Source organism: Variovorax fucosicus (genome assembly GCF_030316825.1).
GTDB lineage: Bacteria > Pseudomonadota > Gammaproteobacteria > Burkholderiales > Burkholderiaceae_C > Variovorax > Variovorax fucosicus.
The window spans coordinates 710,356-730,329 of the sequence record NZ_JASZYU010000002.1; the positions used below are offsets into that span (position 1 = coordinate 710,356).

The 19,974-nt window shown below is 65.1% G+C and carries 17 protein-coding genes and 1 other RNA gene; 6 read left to right on the forward strand and 12 right to left on the reverse strand.

Annotated features, from left to right (window positions below; genetic code table 11):
- Positions 1-21 precede the first annotated feature (21 nt).
- The 12 genes from QTI05_RS15490 to gyrA all read right to left on the reverse strand — a co-directional run bounded on the left by QTI05_RS15490 (position 22) and on the right by gyrA (position 13,743).
- Positions 22-987: a TRAP transporter substrate-binding protein gene (locus tag QTI05_RS15490; protein ID WP_286545791.1), complete on the reverse strand. Its 966-nt coding sequence runs from the start codon at positions 985-987 to the stop codon at positions 22-24.
- A gap of 151 nt (positions 988-1,138) precedes the next feature.
- Complete coding sequence (locus QTI05_RS15495) at positions 1,139-1,486, reverse strand: ComEA family DNA-binding protein (RefSeq protein ID WP_286622126.1); 348 nt, start codon at positions 1,484-1,486, stop codon at positions 1,139-1,141.
- 104 nt (positions 1,487-1,590) lie between these two features.
- Positions 1,591-2,772: a lipopolysaccharide assembly protein LapB gene (gene lapB / locus QTI05_RS15500; protein ID WP_286622127.1), complete on the reverse strand. Its 1,182-nt coding sequence runs from the start codon at positions 2,770-2,772 to the stop codon at positions 1,591-1,593.
- Positions 2,762-3,067: a LapA family protein gene (locus QTI05_RS15505; protein WP_286545794.1), complete on the reverse strand. Its 306-nt coding sequence runs from the start codon at positions 3,065-3,067 to the stop codon at positions 2,762-2,764. The genes lapB and QTI05_RS15505 overlap by 11 nt, the downstream gene beginning before the upstream one ends.
- Positions 3,068-3,104: 37 nt before the next feature.
- Positions 3,105-3,479: an integration host factor subunit beta gene (locus tag QTI05_RS15510; protein ID WP_506555336.1), complete on the reverse strand. Its 375-nt coding sequence runs from the start codon at positions 3,477-3,479 to the stop codon at positions 3,105-3,107.
- A gap of 26 nt (positions 3,480-3,505) precedes the next feature.
- Positions 3,506-5,194 carry a 30S ribosomal protein S1 gene (gene rpsA, locus QTI05_RS15515; RefSeq protein ID WP_286545796.1) on the reverse strand — a complete coding sequence of 563 codons (1,689 nt, stop codon included), beginning with the start codon at positions 5,192-5,194 and terminating at the stop codon, positions 3,506-3,508.
- A gap of 166 nt (positions 5,195-5,360) precedes the next feature.
- Positions 5,361-7,376 (reverse strand): bifunctional 3-phosphoshikimate 1-carboxyvinyltransferase/cytidylate kinase, encoded by a 2,016-nt coding sequence (locus QTI05_RS15520; protein ID WP_286622129.1) that lies wholly within the window; start codon positions 7,374-7,376, stop codon positions 5,361-5,363.
- 2 nt (positions 7,377-7,378) lie between these two features.
- A complete protein-coding gene (locus QTI05_RS15525) occupies positions 7,379-8,251 on the reverse strand; it encodes a prephenate dehydrogenase (protein ID WP_286545800.1) in 873 nt (290 codons plus the stop codon).
- Between the two features lie 9 nt (positions 8,252-8,260).
- A complete protein-coding gene (gene pheA, locus QTI05_RS15530) occupies positions 8,261-9,385 on the reverse strand; it encodes a prephenate dehydratase (protein ID WP_286545802.1) in 1,125 nt (374 codons plus the stop codon).
- Positions 9,378-10,496, reverse strand: a complete 1,119-nt coding sequence (serC, locus tag QTI05_RS15535) for a 3-phosphoserine/phosphohydroxythreonine transaminase (protein WP_286622130.1) — start codon at positions 10,494-10,496, stop codon at positions 9,378-9,380. Before serC ends, pheA begins: the two co-directional genes overlap by 8 nt.
- On the reverse strand, positions 10,496-11,095 hold the full coding sequence (locus QTI05_RS15540) for a DUF2059 domain-containing protein (protein ID WP_286622132.1): 600 nt from the start codon (positions 11,093-11,095) through the stop codon (positions 10,496-10,498). The genes serC and QTI05_RS15540 overlap by 1 nt, the downstream gene beginning before the upstream one ends.
- 14 nt (positions 11,096-11,109) lie before the next feature.
- On the reverse strand, positions 11,110-13,743 hold the full coding sequence (gene gyrA / locus QTI05_RS15545) for a DNA gyrase subunit A (protein ID WP_286622133.1): 2,634 nt from the start codon (positions 13,741-13,743) through the stop codon (positions 11,110-11,112).
- A gap of 224 nt (positions 13,744-13,967) precedes the next feature.
- Here gyrA and ompA point away from each other — a divergent pair, with 224 nt between their 5' ends.
- The 6 genes from ompA (at position 13,968) to ggt (ending at position 19,974) form a co-directional block, all read left to right on the forward strand.
- Positions 13,968-14,618 (forward strand): outer membrane protein OmpA, encoded by a 651-nt coding sequence (gene ompA / locus QTI05_RS15550; RefSeq protein ID WP_286545808.1) that lies wholly within the window; start codon positions 13,968-13,970, stop codon positions 14,616-14,618.
- A 70-nt stretch (positions 14,619-14,688) separates the two neighbouring features.
- On the forward strand, positions 14,689-15,408 hold the full coding sequence (gene ubiG / locus QTI05_RS15555) for a bifunctional 2-polyprenyl-6-hydroxyphenol methylase/3-demethylubiquinol 3-O-methyltransferase UbiG (protein ID WP_286622134.1): 720 nt from the start codon (positions 14,689-14,691) through the stop codon (positions 15,406-15,408).
- Positions 15,405-16,076, forward strand: a complete 672-nt coding sequence (locus tag QTI05_RS15560; RefSeq protein WP_286622135.1) for an HAD-IA family hydrolase — start codon at positions 15,405-15,407, stop codon at positions 16,074-16,076. Before ubiG ends, QTI05_RS15560 begins: the two co-directional genes overlap by 4 nt.
- Positions 16,077-16,088: 12 nt before the next feature.
- Positions 16,089-16,475: a transfer-messenger RNA gene (ssrA, locus tag QTI05_RS15565) on the forward strand.
- 126 nt (positions 16,476-16,601) lie between these two features.
- Entirely contained in the window at positions 16,602-18,197 is a 1,596-nt protein-coding gene (locus tag QTI05_RS15570) for a methyltransferase regulatory domain-containing protein (RefSeq protein WP_286622137.1), read from the forward strand.
- Between the two features lie 157 nt (positions 18,198-18,354).
- On the forward strand, positions 18,355-19,974 hold the full coding sequence (gene ggt / locus QTI05_RS15575; protein WP_444812925.1) for a gamma-glutamyltransferase: 1,620 nt from the start codon (positions 18,355-18,357) through the stop codon (positions 19,972-19,974).

The following is a 19,974-nucleotide window of genomic DNA, read 5'->3' on the forward strand; positions in this document are numbered from 1 at the left end:
AGGTCTCCCGCGGGGGCTTCATCATTTCTTGTAGGCCTCGACAATCGCCGCACCGTCGGCACCCGCGACCTTGAGCCAGTCGGCCTGCATGATGCCGCCCACCTGGCGCATGTCGGCGTCGAGCTTCGCCGAAGGCTTGTGGATCTTCATGCCACGCTCGGTCAGCAGGCGCTTGTACTCGGTGTTCTTTTCTTCGGCGGTCTTCCAGCCGCGAACCTCGGCATCGGCGGCGGCCTTGAGCACGGCGGCTTTGGTGGGCGCGTCGAGCGCATCGAAGCTCTTGGCGTTGACGAGGATCGCGTTCTTCGGAATCCAGGCCTGCGTGTCGTAGAAATTCTTGATGCTCTCGTAGGTCTTGGTGTCGTAGCCGGTCGAGCCCGAGCTCATGTAGCTTTCGATCACCCCCGTGGCCATCGCCGCGCTCAGTTCGGCTTGCTGGATCTGCACCGGTTGCGCGCCGATGAGTTCGGCGATCTTGGCCGTTGCCGGGCTGTAGGCGCGCCACTTGATGCCGCGCAGGTCGGCCACCGAGCCGATCTCCTTCTTCGAGTAAATGCCTTGCGGTGCCCAAGGCACCATGAACAGCACCTTGATGCCTTGCGCGGCCAGCAGCTTCTCCATCGCAGGCTTGGAGGCGGCATAGAGCTTCTTCGCTTCCGGGTATGTGGTGGCGAGGAACGGCACGCCGTCGAGCGCGTAGATCGGGTTCTCGTTGGCGAAGTTGGCCAGCAAGATCTCGCCGGCCTGGGCCTGCCCGCTCTGCACGGCACGCTTGATCTCGGGCGCCTTGAACAGCGATGCGTTGGCGTGCACGGTGATCTTGACCTTGCCGCCGGTGGCCGCGTCCACGTCTTTCGCGAACTGCGCGATGTTCTCGGTGTGGTAGTTGGTAGCAGGGTACGCGGTAGGCAGATCCCACTTGGTCTGCGCAAACGACGTGGCGGCCAATGTGAGGCCGGCGAGGGCGATGCTGAACTTGTGATTCATGGGCTCTCCAGAGCAGGGATTGAATGAAAGGCGTTGGCGAGCTTACGTGCAAATACCGGGCCATCGTTGAGGCTTTTCCCTGCGGTCGGACGCAAAAAAGCCGCCCGGAGGCGGCTTGTGTCTTGCTGCGGAGCAGCAGCCCCGCCTTGGCTCAGGGCTTGGCTGCGGGTTTGGTCTTGCCGTCGTCCTTCGCAGCCTTGGCAGCCTTTGCCGGGATGGCAGCGGCGCTGCCCTTGAAGCTTTCACCATTGACCGTCAGGCCTTCGCCCGACAGCTTGGCGGCCTTCTTTTCCTTCACGCCCTTGACGCGCTGCATGAGGTCGGCCCAGTCCTTGAACTGGCCTTGCTTGCGCGCCTCGATGATCCGCGCGGACATCGCAGGCCCGACACCCTTGAGCCCATCGAGATCGGCGGCGCTGCCCTTGTTGACGTCGACCGCCGCGAACGAGGCAACGGCGAACACCATGACGGCCAGTGCGGCCGCGATTTTCTTCAGCATGATTGAAACTCCCTGATTATTGGAAAACGCCGGCGCGACTGCACCGGCCCGGATTCAACGGATCAGGTCTGGCGGCGTTGACATGGCATTTGCCGATCCGCCTCTCACAGTTCTTCGACGCGCCGCGGCGGATAGCTGTCCCAGGCCTGGCAGCCCGGGCAGTGCCAGAAGTACTGGTGCGCCTCGAAGCCGCAAGCGGCGCAGCGGTAGCGCATCAGCGGCCGCGTGGCCTGGTCGAGCGCGCGCTGTACCTGCGGGTGAAACTGCTCGCGCGTGAAGTGCTCGCCCGCGAGCCAGCGCGAGGCCGCGACCAGCGAGGGCTGGTGCGCCAGGTGCGCGATGTAGCCGTCGCGCGGCTCGGGCGGCGTGTCGGCGGGTTCGTCCTGGCTCGACACGTGCGGCAGGCCACCGAGCGCGATGATGGCTTCGAGCACATCGATGGAGGGCGACTCGGCATAGCGCCGCTGCAGCAGCACCATCGCCTCGCCGGTGCGGTGCGACGCGACTGCCGCTTGCTGTAGCGTGCCGGCATACAGCGGCAAGGCCAGCGGCGCGGTGTCGCACAGTGCGGCCAAGGTGTCGAAGGCCGCGGCCGCCTGGCCGTTGCGCAACTGCAGCGCGGCGGTGTCGATGGCGGGGCGCGGCGCTTGCGGCGCCAGTACAACGGCTTGTCGCAGCAATCCGGCGGCAGCTTCGATGTCGCCAGCGGCCGTGCGTTCTGCCGCCTGCTCGCAAAGGTGATGCGCGCGCCGCGTGCTGTAGCTGGCCTGATCCGATTCGTCGAGCTTTTGCGCCACGTCGGCAGCCTGGGCCCACTCGCGCGAGCGCTCGTAGATGGCGAGCAACGAAAGGCGCGATTCGCTTTCGTAGCGTGTGCCTTCGAGCTTCTGCAATGCGGCCTCGGCGCGATCGAGCAGCCCGGCACGCAGGAAGTCTTGCGCGAGTGCGTGCTGGGCACGGTCGCGGTCGTCGCGGCTCAGGTCGCCGCGACCCAGCAGGTGCTCGTGCACGCGCACGGCGCGCTGGTACTCGCCGCGTCGACGGAACAGGTTGCCGAGCGCGAAGTGCAGCTCCTGCGTGTCGGGGTCGTTCTGCACCGCCTCGATGAAGGCGTCGATGGCTTGGTCCTGCTGCTCGTTGAGCAGGAAGTTGAGGCCGCGAAAGTAGGCCTTGGGTGCCTGCCGGTTCTCGAGCTTCAGCTGGCGCAGGTCGAAGCGCGAAGCCAGCCAGCCCAGCACGAAGGCCAGCGGCAGGCCCAGCAGCAACCAGCTGAGATCAAAGTCCATGCTGGCGCACCGCGGGCAGGTCGGTGCCGGCGGCTGCAGGTGCTGCAGGGCTCGCCGGCGTGGCCTCGGCCGGCACCTGGGCGGCTGCCGCGCGATGCTTCCACCAGCCCGGCAGCATGCCGAGTGCGCCGACCACCAGGCCGCCTGCAAAGGCGACGAGCACCACCAGCACCAGCGGCGCGCGCCAGTAGGTGCCGAAGAAGAAGTAGACGGTCGCGTCGTGCTGGTTGTTCAGCGCGAAAGCGAAGAGGGTAAAAAAAATGGCTGCCTTGAGCAGCCACAGGAGGTATTTCATGGGCGTCCCCGTTGGCGGGACGATTCTACTTTTGCCATCAGGTCTTGCTTGCCGCGGCAGCATCGAGTTCGGCACTGCGTGCATCGACCGCTTCGCGCAGGGCCTTGCCCGGCTTGAAATGCGGCACGCGCTTTTCCGGCACCTGCACGCTCTCGCCCGAACGCGGATTGCGCCCGATGCGCGGCGGACGCCGGCTCACCGAAAAGCTGCCGAAGCCGCGAATCTCGATCCGGTGTCCGCGCACGAGGGCATCGCCCATCGCGTCGAGGATGGTCTTGACGGCGTACTCGGCGTCGCGGTGCGTCAGTTGCGCAAAGCGGGCGGCGAGTTCTTCGACGAGATCGGAGCGGGTCATGTTGCGGCCAGGAAAACAGGGCAAATAAAAAGGGACAGAGCGCCGTGCCCGAGGCACGCCGGTCTGTCCCGTTCGGCGGCAGCTTACTTGCTGTCGTTGTTGTCCAGCTTGGCGCGCAGCAGGGCGCCCAGGCTGGTGGTGCCGGCGTTTTCACGTGCCGACTGCTGGCTCAGGTTGGCCATGGCGCCTTGTTCGTCGACCATGTCCTTCTGCTTGATCGACAGCTGGATGTTGCGGGTCTTGCGATCCACATTGACCACCACGGCAGTGACTTCGTCGCCTTCCTTGAGCACGTTGCGTGCATCTTCGACGCGGTCGCGCGAGATTTCGCTGGCGCGCAGGTAGCCGATGATGTCTTCGCCGAGATCGATCTCGGCACCGCGTGCGTCAACCGTCTTGACCTTGCCCGTGACGATCTGGCCCTTGTCGTTCACGGTGGTGAACGTGGTGAACGGATCGCTGTCGAGTTGCTTGATGCCGAGGCTGATGCGTTCGCGGTCGACGTCGACTGCCAGCACCAGGGCTTCGACTTCCTGGCCCTTCTTGTAGTTGCGAACGGCGGTTTCGCCGGTTTCGTTCCACGAGAGGTCGGACAGGTGAACCAGGCCGTCGATGCCGGCAGCCAGACCCACGAACACGCCGAAGTCGGTGATCGACTTGATCGGGCCCTTGACGCGGTCGCCGCGCTTGGTGTTTTGCGCGAACTCTTGCCACGGGTTGGCCTTGCACTGCTTCATGCCCAGGCTGATGCGGCGCTTGTCTTCGTCGATTTCGAGAACCATGACTTCGACTTCGTCGCCGAGCGAGACGATCTTGTTCGGCGCGATGTTCTTGTTGGTCCAGTCCATTTCGGAGACGTGCACCAGGCCTTCGATGCCGGGTTCGAGTTCGACGAACGCGCCGTAGTCGGCAATGTTCGTGACCTTGCCGAACAGGCGGGTCGATTGCGGGTAGCGGCGCGAAACGCCCATCCACGGATCGTCGCCCATTTGCTTGAGACCCAGCGAGACACGGTTCTTTTCGGTGTCGAACTTGAGGATCTTGGCGGTGATTTCCTGGCCGGCCTGAACGACTTCGCTCGGGTGGCGGACGCGGCGCCATGCCATGTCGGTGATGTGCAGCAGGCCGTCGATGCCGCCGAGGTCGACGAACGCACCGTACTCGGTGATGTTCTTGACGACGCCGCGAACGACTGCGCCTTCCTTCAGGGTTTCCATCAGCTTGGCGCGTTCTTCGCCCATGCTGGCTTCGACCACGGCACGGCGCGACAGCACGACGTTGTTGCGCTTGCGGTCGAGCTTGATGACCTTGAATTCGAGGGTCTTGTTTTCGTACGGGGTCAGGTCCTTGATCGGACGCGTGTCGATCAGCGAACCCGGCAGGAATGCGCGGATGCCGTTGACCAGGACCGTGAGGCCGCCCTTGACCTTGCCGCTGGTGGTGCCGGTGACGAAGTCGCCGGATTCGAGGGCCTTCTCGAGGCTCATCCACGACGCGAGGCGCTTGGCGGTGTCGCGCGAGAGGATGGTGTCGCCGTAGCCGTTTTCGACGCTGCCGATGGCAACGGAAACGAAGTCGCCGGCCTGCACTTCGAGTTCGCCCTTGTCGTTCTTGAACTCTTCGATCGGCACGTACGCTTCGGACTTGAGACCGGCGTTCACGACGACGTGGTTGTGCTCGACGCGCACGACTTCGGCCGTGATGACCTCGCCGGTGCGCATTTCGGAACGCTTCAGGGACTCTTCAAACAGGTCGGCAAAAGATTCAGACATTGATGGTTCCTTCCGTCAGGCAGGGTTGCAGGCGCCAGTGCGAAATTGCGAGCGGCTGCTTGGTGTCTGTAGACGGCGGTTGTGGGCTTGTCGCCCGGGTTGAGTTGAAAAACCAGAAGGCCGGTGCGCTGGCGCGCGGCGGGAACCTGCTGGACGGAAAAGCCCTTCAGGAAGACCCGAAAGGCTGTACTTGCCGCCACCAGTCCAACACCTGATCGACCGATTGCGCGATCGACAAGCTGGAGTTGTCCAGACGGCGGGCATCCTGTGCCGGCTTCAGCGGCGCGACGCTGCGGGACGAGTCCCTGGCGTCGCGTGCTTCCAAGTCGGCGCGAAGACTGTCGAGTGTAGTCGAAATTCCCTTTGAAATCAACTGCTTATGGCGCCGCTCGGCCCGGTGGGCGGCACTCGCCGTCAGGTAGACCTTGAGCGGGGCGTCCGGGAAGATCACGGTGCCCATGTCGCGCCCATCCGCCACCAGTCCGGGCAGCGCGCGAAAGCTGATTTGCAGGGCCGTCAGCGCTTCGCGCACCGGCGGCAGGGCGGAGACGCGGGAGGCGTCCATGCCAGCCGCTTCGGTGCGGATCGCCTCGGTCACGTCCTCGCCGGCCAGAAGCACCTTGCCGGCGTCGAAACGCAGCGGCAGCGATCGGGCCAGTTCGGCAATCCGGTCGGCATGCGCCGGCTCGGCGCTGAGGCCGGCGCGCCGCATGGCCAGCCCGGTCACGCGGTACAGCGCGCCGGAGTCGAGGTAGTGGTAGCCCAGTGCACGCGCCACTTCGACCGCCAGCGTGCCCTTGCCGGACGCGGTGGGGCCGTCGATGCAGATCACCGGCACCGACCGCGGCTCGACCACGGAGAACAGCGTCTCGAAGTAGTCGGGAAAGGTCTTGGCAACGCAATGCGGATCGAGGATGCGCACCGGCACTCCGGCCGGATTGAAGGCCGCGAGCGAAAAGCACATCGCGACACGGTGGTCGTCATAGGTGCGGATGCTGGCGGCACGCCAGCCATCGGCCGCCAGCGGATGCACGCGAATGAAGTCCGGACCGGCCTCGACAGTGGCACCGAGCTTGCGCAACTCGTTGGCCATGGCATCGATGCGGTCGGTTTCCTTGACGCGCCAGCTTGCGATGTTGCGCAGGGTGCTGGGCCCATCGGCGTAGAGCGCCATCACGGCCAGGGTCATGGCGGCGTCCGGGATGTGATTGCAGTCGAGGTCGATCGCCTTGAGCGGCCAGGCGCCGCGCGAAACCTCGAGCCAGTTCGGGCCGCTCTGAACCCGCGCGCCCATTGCCTCGGCAGCCTCGACGAAACGGATGTCACCCTGGATCGAGTCGGCGCCGACGCCCTCGATCCGCAAGCTATTCGGGCCACTTTGGCCCGCGGCGCCCGTGGCGATGGCGCCGAGCGCTATGAAGTAGCTGGCAGACGAGGCATCGGCCTCGATGTGAATGTCACCTGGCGAGCGGTACCGGCTCCCCGCCGGAATCGTGAAGCGCTGCCAGCCGTCGCGCAGCACATCGATGCCGAACCGCGCCAGCAGGTTGAGCGTGATCTCGATGTAGGGCTTGGAGATCAGTTCGCCGACCACGTCGATCACGATGTCGCGTCTGCTCGCAAGGGGCAGCGCGAGCAGGAGTGCGGTCAGGAACTGGCTCGAGACGTCACCCCGCACGCGGATCGGCGCATCGAGTTGCAGTGCTTCGGACGGCACGGGATGAATGCGCAGCGGCGGATAGCCGGGGTTGCCGAGGTAGTCGATGCGGCAACCCAGCTGGGTCAGCGCGTCGACCAAGTCGCCGATTGGCCGCTCGTGCATGCGCGGCACGCCGCGGAGCTCGAACTCGCCACCCAGCAACGCGAGCGCTGCGGTCAACGGCCGCATCGCGGTGCCGGCATTGCCGAGGAACAGCGAAGCGCGGGGCGTCGACAGTTGGCCGCCAAGCCCCTCGATCCTGAGCGGGCCGTCGGTGCGCTCGATGCGGCAGCCGAGCTGTGCCAGTGCCTCCAGCATCACCCGCGTGTCGTCGGAGTCCAGCAGGTCGTGGACGGTGGTCGTGCCGCTGGACAGGGCTGCCAGCAGCAGCACGCGGTTCGAGATGCTCTTGGAGCCGGGCAGCTGCACCGTGCCACCCGCTCCCGCCAGTGGCGGGATGTCGAGAAAGGGAGTCGAAAACATGTTCAGTCGGCTGGGTTGCCGGATTGCCAGCCCGCACGCACGCGCCGGGCCGATTCGATCGCGTTCTCCAGGCCTTGGGCGTTCCCCGTGGCGACCATCAGTTCGAGCGCTTCCAGTGCCTCGCGAAACTCGCGCGTCTGTGCCAGCAACTGTTCCCGATTGGCCAGCAGGATGTCGCGCCAGACCGCCGGGTCGCTGGCCGCGATGCGCGAGAAATCGCGAAAGCCCGGGCCTGCGAGTTCGAGAAAGCGCTTGCCGTTGGCCTGACCCGCAATCCCGTTGACGAAGGCGAAGGCCAGCAGGTGCGGCAGGTGGCTGACCGCGGCGAAGGCGCCATCGTGATCCTCGGGCGTCATCTGCACCACGTTGCCGCCGAGCGACGTCCAGGTTCGGCTGGCGCGCTGCACATTGGAGCGCAGCGTGGCCCTGACCGGCGTCAGCACGATCTGGCGACCATTGAACAGGGTTGCCTCGGCGTGCTCGATGCCCGACACCTCCTTGCCCGCGATCGGGTGGGCCGGCACGAAGCGGCTGAAGTGCTCCTGCAGGCCGCGGCGCGCTGCTTCGATCACGTCACCCTTGGTCGAGCCGACGTCCATCACCAGCGTCTCCGCCGAAATGCCATGGCGGATCGACTTGAACGTGGCCTCGGAGGCCGCCACCGGCACGGCGATCAGCACCAGGTCGGCCCCGGACACGGCCAGCAGCGCCGACGGCGCCGCCAGGTCGATCACACCGAGCTGGCGCGCGCGTTCCGTGGTGGAGGGCGACTTGCTGTAGCCAACCACGCGTTTCACCAGTTTGGCCTTCTTGAGCGCGAGCGCGAACGACCCGCCCATCAGGCCGCAGCCGATCAGTCCGAGTTGCTCAAACATGCTGCGCGATCAGGCGGTCACGGGATAGGCACCCAGCACCTTGTAGAAGGCGCACAGCGCACGCAATTCGGCCAGCGCGGCCGCCACGTGGGGCTGGGAGGGGTGTCCGTCGAGGTCGATGTAGAAGTAGTACTCCCACTGGCCGGTGCGCGCAGGCCGCGACTCGAACCGTGTCATCGAAACGCCATGATTCTTCAATGGCACCAGCAAATCGTGCACTGCGCCCGGACGGTTCGGAACCGAAACGATCAGGCTGGTGCAGTCGCGTCCCGAGGCGGGTGGCATGGCCAGCGTCTGCGGCAGGCAGATGATCGCGAAGCGGGTGCGGTTGTAGGCGTCGTCCTGGATCGCGTGGGCCACGATGTGGAGGCCGAAACGCGTTGCGGCGCGCTCGCTGGCCAAGCCGGCCCAGGCCGGGTTGGAAGCGGCCAGTCGGGCGCCTTCGGCATTGCTGGATACTGCGCGCCGCTCCACGTCGGGCAGATGCTTGGACAGCCAGGTCTGGCATTGGGCCAGCGCCTGCGGATGGGCCAGAACCGCTTCGATGCCGGCCAGCGAGTTGGTGGTTCGCAGCAGGTTGTGGCGCACCAGCAGGCTGACCTCGCCGACCACATGCGCAGGCGAATGCAGGAACATGTCGAGCGAACGCGTCACCACGCCCTCGTTCGAGTTCTCGACGCCGACCACGCCGTACTGGGCGCTGCCGCTGGCGGTGGCGTGGAACACCTCGTCGAAACTCGCGCAATAGGCCAGGTCGGCCGCACCGCCAAAGTATTCGACCGCGGCCTGCTCGCAGAATGTGCCTTCGGGGCCGAGCACCGCGACGCGCTGCGGCGATTCGAGTGCCAGGCAGGCCGACATGATTTCGCGCCAGATGGCCGACACGTGCGGGGCCTTGAGCGGCCCGGGGTTGCTGCGCTCCATCTTGTCGATGACCTGCGCCACGCGATCCGGACGGAAGAAAGGCGTGCCCTCGCGCTTCTTGATCTCGCCCACCAGCTCCGCCACGTGGGCGCGCTGATTCAGCAGGCCGAGCAGCTGCTGGTCGAGCGCGTCGATCTGCACGCGCAGCTCGGCCAGGCTGGCAGAGGCTTCGGGGGGCGGTGTGGGGGAGGGCGGTGCGGTGTCAGGCATGCGATCGTTCAAATTCTCGCATGTAGTTCACCAGTGCCTGCACACCCTCGAGCGGCATCGCGTTGTAGATGCTGGCCCGCATGCCACCCACGGACTTGTGGCCCTTGAGTTGCAGCAGGTCCGCTGCGCGAGCACCGGCCAGGAATGCGTCGTTGCGGCTTTCGTCGGCCAGGAAGAAGGGCACGTTCATGCGGGAGCGGCAATCTGCGGCCACCTTGTTGAGGTAGAAGTCCGAGCCATCGATGAAGTCGTACAGCAGCCGCGCCTTGGCGATGTTGCGCTGCGCCATTGCCTCCACGCCCGTCAGTGCGCCTTCGGTCTGCTCGCGCAGCCACTGGAAGGTGAGCCCGGCCATGTAGATGCCCCAGGTCGGCGGCGTGTTGTACATCGACCGGTTGTCCGCCACGATCTTGTAGTTGAATGCGCTCGGGCAGATCTCCAGGGCGTGCCCCAGCAGGTCGTCGCGCACGACCACGATCGTGAGTCCGGCCGGCCCGAGGTTTTTTTGGGCACCGCCGAAAGCCAGGCCGACGCGTGCCCAGTCGACCGGGCGCGAGGCCACATGCGACGAAAAATCGATCACCAGCGGCGCCTTGCTGCCGAGTGCGGCAAGGTCAGGCAACTGCTGGAACTCGATGCCGTTGATGGTCTCGTTGCTGCACAGGTGCACATAGGCGGCATCGGCGCCGATCTGCCAGCCGGCCGGATCGGGCAGGCTGAGATGGCCGTCGGCCGCATTGCTCGCGGCGATGCGCGCGGCGCAGTAGCGCTGCGCTTCCTTGTGCGACTTGATGCTCCAGCTGCCCGTGATCACGAAATCGGCCGCGCCGCCGCGCGACAGGTTCAACGGAACAATCGCGTTCTCGCCCAGTCCGCCGCCCTGCATGAACAGGATGTGGAACTGGTCGGGAACCGCCAGCAGGGTGCGCAGGTCGCTTTCGGCCTGCGCAAGAATGACGCCGAACTCCTTGCCGCGATGGCTCATTTCCATCACGCTCATGCCGCTGCCCTGCCAGTCGAGCATTTCGGCGGCGGCACGGCGCAGCACCGCCTCCGGCATTGCGGCCGGGCCGGCGGAGAAGTTGTAAGGCCGCGTGCCCGGCGCGGGCATCACTTCTTGGCGGGTGCTTTGGCAGGCGCGGCGGCAGGTGCCTTGCCCTGTGCGCCGGCAGGTGCGCTGGTCGGCGCGCCGAGGGCCTTGGCGACCGATGCGTCGAGCGCGCGCAGCTTGGGTTCGATGGTCGGCTTGGTTTCTGCCACCAGCTGCTTCGTCAGTGCCTCACCCATCTTCGGGTTGAGCTCGTCGTACTTCTTGCGCAGCGGCGAGCTGAGCCATGCGATGAGTTGGCGCAGTTCGTCTTCGCTGAAGTTGTCGGTCATGACCGGGCCGAGCGTGGTCGGTGCCAGCGTCATGGCCTTGTCGCGCAGGATCGGGTAGGCCTCGTCGAAATACTTCTTGAGCTCGGCATCGGCCGCCTTGGCAGCAGCTTCGCGCTTTTCGGCTGGCACTTGCGATTGCAGGTAGCCGGAGCCGGCCTGGGCGATCGGCGCGCTCGAGTCTTCCACGAGGCTGCGGGCCAGCACTTCGATGCCAGGGCGTTGCAGGTCGATGAGTTGCTTGACGAGGGCGGCCTTGCCGTCCTGTGCCCAGCCGATGGAGCTGGTGGCCAGGGTGGCAGCGACGAGTGCGAGCTTGAGGGTTTTCTTCATTCAGTTTCTTCCGTTCAGGATGTTGGATTGTCTTCAGGTTCAGGAGTGGATTCGATGTCGCCGTTGGCATCGTTCTCGACGATGCGCTGCAGCCCGCTGAGCTTGGCCCCTTCGTCGAGGCCGATCAGGGTCACGCCTTGGGTGGCGCGGCCCAGCTCGCGGATTTCGGCGACCCGGGTGCGCACAAGCACACCCTTGTCGGTGATGAGCATGATCTCATCGTCCGAATGCACCAGTGTGGCCGCAACGACCTTTCCGTTGCGCTCACTCTGTTGAATGGCAATCATGCCTTTGGTTCCGCGACCATGACGCGTGTATTCGGTAATGCTTGTACGTTTCCCGTAACCATTTTCCGTGGCCGTCAGCACGCTTTGCTGTTCGTCTTCGGCCACCAGCATGGCAATCACGCCCTGGCCGTCTTCCAGCATCATGCCGCGCACTCCGCGTGCATTGCGGCCCATCGGCCGCACATCGTTCTCGTCAAAGCGCACAGCCTTGCCGCCATCGGAGAACAGCATCACGTCATGCGCGCCGTCGGTCAGTGCGGCGCCGATCAGGTAGTCGCCCGGATCAAGATCGACCGCGATGATGCCGGCCTTGCGCGGGTTGCTGAATTCGTCGAGCGTGGTCTTCTTGACCGTGCCCATCGAGGTGGCCATGAACACGAACTGGTCGGCCGGGAAGGTGCGCTTCTCGCCGGTCAGGGCCAGCACCACATTGATCTTCTCGCCTTCCTGCAGCGGGAACATGTTGACGATCGGGCGGCCGCGGGAGCCGCGCGAGCCCGCTGGAACCTCCCAGACCTTGAGCCAGTAGAGCCGGCCCCGGTTCGAGAAGCACAGGATGTAGTCGTGCGTGTTGGCGATGAAGAGCTGGTCGATCCAGTCGTCTTCCTTGGTTGCAGTGGCCTGCTTGCCGCGGCCGCCGCGCTTCTGGGCCCGGTATTCGCCGAGCGGCTGGCTCTTGATGTAGCCGCTGTGCGAGAGCGTCACGACCATGTCGGTCGGCGTGATCAGGTCTTCGGTCGAGAGGTCGTAGGCGCTGTGCTCGACCTGGCTGCGGCGCGCGCCCAGCTTGGTCTGGCCGAACTCCTGCTTGATCGAGCCCAGTTCGTCGCCGATGATGACCGACACGCGCTCCGGCTTGGCCAGGATGTCGAGCAGATCCTCGATCTCGGACATTACTTCCTTGTATTCGACGACGATCTTGTCCTGCTCCAGGCCGGTCAGGCGCTGCAGGCGCATTTGCAGGATTTCCTGCGCTTGCGTTTCCGACAGCCGGTAGAGGCCGTCGTTACCCATACCGAAATCGGCTTCGAGGCCCTCCGGGCGATAGTCGTCGGCATTGACCACGCCGCCATCGGCACGCGTGCGGGTGAGCATCTCACGCACCAGCTTGCTGTCCCAGCGGCGAGCCATCAGGTCGGTCTTGGCCACCGGCGGCGTCGGGGCGTTGCGGATGATCGCGATGAAATCGTCGATGTTGGCAAGCGCTACCGCCAGGCCTTCGAGCACATGGCCGCGTTCGCGCGCCTTGCGCAGCGTGAACACCGTGCGGCGCGTCACCACTTCGCGCCGGTGCTGCAGGAAGACCTGGATCAGGTCTTTCAGATTGCAGAGCTTCGGCTGGCCGTCGACCAGCGCCACCATGTTGATGCCGAAGGTGTCCTGCAGTTGCGTCTGCTTATAGAGGTTGTTCAGCACCACCTCGGGCACTTCGCCGCGCTTGAGCTCGATCACCAGGCGCATGCCGGACTTGTCGGACTCGTCCTGGATGTGGCTGATGCCCTCTATCTTCTTCTCGTGCACCAGCTCGGCCATGCGCTCCTGCAGCGTCTTCTTGTTGACCTGGTAGGGCAGCTCGTCGACGATGATCGCCTGGCGCTGGCCACGGTCGATGTCTTCGAAGTGGCACTTCGCACGCATGATCACCTTGCCGCGGCCAGTGCGGTAACCGTCCTTGATGCCGTTGATGCCGTAGATGATGCCGCCGGTGGGGAAGTCGGGCGCCGGGACGATTTCCATCAGCTCGTCGATCGAAGCTTCCGGTTGTCGCAGCAGATGCAGGCAGGCGTCCACCACTTCATTGAGGTTGTGGGGCGGAATGTTGGTGGCCATCCCGACGGCGATCCCGGCCGAACCATTGACCAGCAGGTTGGGGAACCGCGCGGGCAGGACAAGCGGCTCCTGCTCGGAACCATCGTAGTTGGGGCCGTAGTCGACAGTTTCCTTGTCGATATCCGCCAGCAACTCATGGGCGATCTTGGTCAGCCGGATTTCGGTATAGCGCATGGCCGCCGCGTTGTCACCGTCGACAGAGCCGAAATTGCCTTGGCCATCGACCAGCATGTGGCGCAATGAAAAGGGCTGCGCCATCCGGACGATCGTGTCGTAAATCGCGCTGTCGCCGTGCGGGTGGTATTTACCCATCACGTCGCCCACGATCCGCGCGCTCTTTCGGAACGCCCGATTCCAATCGTTGTTTTGCTCGTGCATGCCGTACAGCACGCGCCGATGCACCGGTTTGAGGCCGTCCCGGGCATCCGGCAGGGCGCGACCGACGATCACGCTCATGGCGTAGTCGAGGTAACTGCGGCGCATCTCCTCTTCGAGACTGATGGGCAGGGTTTCTTTGGCGAACGAGGTCATGAGCGGCACGCAGACAGCAAGGAGGCGAAATTTTACGCCGTGAGGGGTGTCGCAACGCCGCAACACAAGGCGGCTATTCCGCCTCCGTCCTACGATTCCGGGGGCGGCGGCGGCCTGTTTGCCAAAGACCCTATGGCACAATCGCCTCAACGTTTTGGGTGGTGGTCACTTAAAGCGTCCTTGATTCGCAGCGCGGCTGCGGCTTTTTCCCCAAGAGGAGAACCATGAAGAAACTGAATAAAGTGGCGATGATGTTTGCAGTCGCTGCGCTCGCCACTGCCGCCGGCGCGCAGACCCGTGTCACCGCAGCAAATGGCGGTCCTACGATCGACAACTGGCAAAACGGCACCGGCGAACTCGTCTGGAAGAACGGCACCAATGAACTGTGCTGGCGCGATGCCAACTGGACGCCTGCTACCGCAGCCGCCGGTTGCGACGGCGCGATCGTCCCCGCTCCTGCAGTGACCCCCGCCGCCCCGGCCGCAGTGGTTCCGCCGGCCGCTGGCCCCGCAGTTGCTGCGTCGAAGGTTACCTTCGCTGCTGACGCCTTCTTCGACTTCGACAAGTCGGTTCTGAAGCCTGAAGGCCGTGCGAAGCTCGACGATCTGGTCTCGAAGATCAAGGGCGTGAACCTTGAAGTCATCATCGCCGTCGGCCATACCGACTCGATTGGCTCGGACGCCTACAACCAGCGCCTGTCGGTTCGCCGTGCAGAAGCCGTCAAGGCCTACCTGGTCTCCAAGGGCATCGAACGCAACCGCGTGTACACCGAAGGCAAGGGCGAGAAGCAACCTGTTGCGGACAACCGCACCAAGGAAGGTCGCGCCAAGAACCGTCGCGTGGAAATCGAAGTTGTCGGTACCCGCGCCAACTAAGTAATCCGAAAGGATTCTTAAGGAACCCCGCTACGGCGGGGTTTTTTTATGTCCGCTTCATAATCGTCCGATGACAAATAACTTGAATGCCGACCCCGCGGAGTTGGCCAAATTTTCGGAATTGGCCCATCGCTGGTGGGATCTGGACAGCGAATTCCGGCCATTGCACGAAATCAATCCGTTGCGGCTCGACTGGATTGACGGCATTTCGCCGATAGCGGGTCAGCGCGCGCTCGACGTCGGTTGCGGCGGCGGCATCCTGGCCGATGCCATGGCGCGAAAAGGCGCCGACGTGCTCGGCATCGACCTGGCCGACAAGGCGCTCAAGGTGGCTCAGCTGCACGCGCTCGAAGCCGGCACGCGCGGCGTCAAGTACCGGGAGGTCAGTGTCGAGGCGCTGGCAGCCGAGCAACCGGGCAGCTTCGACGTGGTCACCTGCATGGAAATGCTCGAACACGTGCCGCAGCCGGCCTCGGTCGTTCAAGCCTGCGCCGCGCTGGTCAAACCGGGCGGCTGGGTGTTCTTTTCGACCATCCATCGCAATTTCAAGGCGTTCATGCTCGCGATCGTGGGCGCCGAGTACGTGCTCGGCATGCTGCCGCGAGGAACGCACGAGTACCAGAAGCTGATCCGGCCGAGCGAACTTGCTGCTTACTGCCGGAGTGCGGGGCTGGAACTGCGGCAGACCAAGGGTTTGCAGCACAACCCGGTGACGCGGCGCTACTGGCTCAACGACGACACCAGCGTGAACTACATGTTCGCAACGCAACGGCCGGCAGCCTCCCTGTGAAGCAGCGGCACGACATCCTGGCCGTGCTGTTCGATCTTGACGGCACGCTGGTCGACAGCGCCCCCGAGCTCGGTGCCGCGGCCGACAAGATGCGCACCGACCGCGGCATGCCTTCCCTGCCACAGGCGTTGTATCGGCCGCTGGCCGGCGCGGGCGCGCGTGGCATGCTTGGCGTTGCCTTCGGCATCACCCCCGAGGCGGCGGAGTTCGATGCCCTGCGCGAAGAGTTCTATGTGAACTACGAAACCCGCATGCTCACTGGAACCCCCGTCTTCGACGGCATACCCGAACTGGTCGATGCGCTGCGTGCCCAGGGCCTGGGCTGGGGCGTGGTGACCAACAAGGCGGCCCGCTTTACCGATCCGCTCACACGGGCCATGCCACTGTTCGCGAGTGCCGGCGCCATCGTGAGCGGTGACACCACCCCGTTTTCCAAGCCGCATCCGGAGCCGCTTCTGGAGGCGGCGCGCCGGCTTGGCGTTGCCCCCGGGCGCTGCATGTATGTGGGGGATGACGAGCGCGACATCGTTGCCGGGCGCGCAGCCGGCATGCAGACGGTCGCGGCGACCTACGGCTACATGGGCGACCAGGCCGACGCCAACCTTTGGAATGCCCATGCGGCCATCGCATCGCCGCTGGAACTCTTGCAAATGCTGAAGCAGGCCTAAAATGCGAGTCTTGGGGCTGCACTGGTTTCGACGTGGGTTCGGAATCGCAGCGGGGCATGTCGAGCTGAATGCGCTCGTAAAACAGATTCAAACAAACTAACTGCAAACGACGAACGTTTCGCACTCGCTGCTTAATTGCCAGTGAGCTTTGCAACAGCAGGCCGATGGGCTGGGCAAGGGGGTGACAGAGCAATCTGACACCTCCCGGCTGCAAAGATAATTACATGGGCTGGCTCCGATCCGGGTACCTTGGGTCGGGGCGAGAAAATAGGGTGCTGGCGTCCGGTTTAGCGTGCGACTGCGCGACTCCGGGAGCGAGACTCAAATCAGATCGCTAAGCATGTAGATCTGCGCGAAGAAGGCTTGCGGACGGGGGTTCAAATCCCCCCAGCTCCACCAACCACCGGACAGGCCCGGCCGTCTTGCGACGACCGGGCTTTGTTTTTAGGACTGCGGGATTCGTGGCTATAGTCAGTGCCGCTGGAGGCCTGCCAGGCGGCCGGTCTTATTCCCCAGGAAAACAACATGCCGGACACCCTGACCTCTGCGATCACGAGCTACTACGACACGGTCCCGTACGACTCGCATCCATTTCCGCAGACGGCTGCAGAGCATCTGGAATCGCTGGCCTACCTGTTCGGACTCGATGCCACGCCGCCCGCACAGGCTCGGGTGTTGGAGTTGGGCTGCGCGGCGGGCGGCAACCTGCTCCCGTTTGCGGCACGGCATCCGGGCGCCAGAGCCTTGGGCATCGACCTGTCGCCGGTGCAGGTGGCGCAGGGCGTGGCGGCCATCGGGCACACGAAGCTCGGCAATGTCGAACTGCGCGCCTTCAACATCGCCGACATCGACGCATCGTTCGGTCAGTTCGACTACATCGTCTGCCACGGCGTCTACAGCTGGGTGCCGCCGGCAGTGCAGGACGCGATCCTGCGTGTCTGCTCGGAAAACCTGGCCCCGAATGGCGTGGCCTATGTCAGCTACAACGTTTACCCGGGCTGGAAGGCGCGCGAGATCGTGCGTGACGCGATGATCCTGCGCGGTGGTCCGCGCGACGAACCCGACGAGAAGCTCTCGTACGCGCGCGGCATGCTCGAGTTCCTCGAACAGTCGGCCCGACCGGACAGCGTGCTGAAGAAAACGCTCGAGGAAACGATGCCGATCGTGCGGAATGCGAACAGCTCCTACCTGCTGCACGAGTTCCTCGAGCCCTGCAATGCGCCCTGCTATTTCAAGGAATTCGTCGAGCGCGCGGGCGCGCATGGCCTGGCCTATCTGGCCGATGCCGAGCCCTCGACCATGTTCGTGCAGAACTACGGCGAGAAGGTGCGCGAGCCGCTGCTGCGCGAATGCGGCGGCAGCCAGATCATGATCGAGCAGTACCTCGACTTTCTGGTCAATCGCACTTTCCGCCAGACGCTGCTGGTCAAGAAGGAGCGTGTCGGCGAGATCCGTTACCGGCTCGATCCGACCCGGCTGCGCGTGCTCGGCTATGCCGGCGTTTTCCTGCCCGACGACGGCACCCCGATCGCGCTCGACGGGCCCGAGCAGCCCTGCACCGCGATCCGCAATCTCAAGGTCACGTTGCGCCTGCCGGTGCACAAGGCGGTGGCCCAGGTGCTGGATCAGAACTATCCGGCGGCCGTGCTGCCCGATGCCCTGGTCACCGAGGTCTCCACCCGCACGGGTGAGCCGCGCAGCGCGGTCGAGCCCTTCGTGATGGCGATGCTCGAAGAACTGCTGATCCTGGGCGCGGTGCGGCTGCGGCGCAGCCCGGTCGAGGCCGCAGCGCAGGTGTCCGAATTTCCCCGGGCCCTCGACGCGGTGCGCCACGCGCCGGGCCTTGCGCTGAGCACCGGCCCCAGTGCCACTGCCTGCAACCAGTGGCACGAGCAGGTCGCGTTGTCGCCGCTCGAGCGCTGCCTGCTGCCGCTGCTCGATGGCGCCCATGGGCACGAGGCGCTGGCCGAGCATCTTGCGGGCGAAGCGCGCGCCGAGCGGCTGCGCTTCATCAAGGACGACCAGTTGCTGACCGAAGAGGGCGCGCTGCGCGACTTCACGCGGCAGCAGGTGGCGCTCGCGCTGAAGGACCTGCGGCGCAAGGGGCTTCTGGCAGCCTGATCCGGTATCCGCTGCTGAAACCCAAGGAGAGGTCTGAATGAAGCAATATCGCTGCTGGACATCCGGTTTGCGCGCCACCGTCGCCGCGGCGCTCACGCTGGCGGGCGCGGCGCACTTGCACGCCGCATCGCACGCGCCCGTTGCGGCGCAGAACGGGATGGTCGTCAGCGCGCAGCACCTCGCGTCGCGGGTCGGCGTCGACGTGCTCAAGAAGGGCGGCAACGCGGTCGACGCAGCGGTGGCCGTGGGCTACGCGCTGGCGGTTGTCTACCCTGCTGCCGGCAACCTCGGTGGCGGCGGCTTCATGACCATGCAACTGGCCGACGGCCGAAAGACCTTTCTCGACTTCCGCGAGAAGGCGCCACTGGCCGCCACCGCCAACATGTACCTCGACAAGGACGGCAACGTCGTCAAGGGCCTGAGCACCAACGGTCACCTCGCGGTCGGTGTGCCTGGCACCGTGTCGGGCATGGAAATGGCGCGCGAGAAATACGGCACCATGAAGCGCGCCGCGCTGATCGCACCGTCGATCGCGCTGGCCGAAAAAGGCTTTGTGCTGCAGCAGGGCGACGTCGACATGCTGGCGACCGCCACTGCCGATTTCAGGAAAGATCCGGTGTCGGGCGCGATCTTCCTGAACAGGGGCGAGCCCTTCGCGGTCGGCCAGAAGCTGGTGCAGAAGGATCTGGCGAAAACGCTCAGGGCCATCAGCACCAACGGTGTCGACGGCTTCTACAAGGGCCCGGTCGGCGCCGCCATCGTGGCCTCGAGTCAGGCCGGCAAGGGCATCATCACCCAGGCCGATCTCGACCAGTACAAGACCCGCGAGCTCGCACCGATCGAATGCGACTACCGGGGCTACAAGGTCGTGTCAGCGCCGCCGCCGAGTTCGGGCGGCGTGGTGATCTGCGAGATCCTCAACATCCTCGAGGGCCATCCGCTCAAGGAGCTCGGCTACCGGTCGGCAGAGGCGGTGCACTACCAGATCGAGGCCATGCGCCACGCCTACGTGGATCGCAACAGCTACCTGGGCGACCCCGACTTCGTGAAGAATCCGCTCGACCGCCTGCTCGACAAGGGCTACGCCGAGAAGATCCGCGCCGTGATCGATCCGAAGAAGGCCGGCGTCTCCAAGGACATCAAGCCGGGCGTGGCGCCACACGAGGGCAGCAACACCACCCACTACTCGATCACCGACCAGTGGGGCAATGCGGTGTCGGTCACCTACACGCTGAACGACTGGTTCGGCGCCAAGGTCACGGCCGCCAAGACCGGCGTGCTGCTGAACAACGAGATGGACGACTTCACCTCGAAGATCGGCGTGCCGAATCTTTATGGCCTGGTGCAGGGTGAAGCCAACGTGATCGCACCCGGCAAGCGCCCGCTGAGTTCGATGAGCCCGACCATCGTCACCAAAGATGGCAAGCCCGTCATGGTGGTCGGCACGCCGGGCGGCAGCCGCATCATCACCGCGGTGCTGCTGACCCTCCTGAACGCGATCGACTACGGCATGAACGTGCAGGAAGCGGTCGACGCGCCGCGCTTCCACCAGCAATGGCTGCCGGACGTGACCAATGTCGAGGCCCATGCCATCAGCCACGACACGCGCAAGCTGTTGACCGACATGGGCCACAACCTCGGCGTGCCGCACCCGGCCAACCATCTGGCCGCGATCATCGTCGGTGCGCCATCGCTGGGTGGCAAGCCGGTCGGCAACAACCGCTTCTACGGCGCCAACGATCCGCGCCGCAACACCGGCCTGGCGCTGGGCTACTGA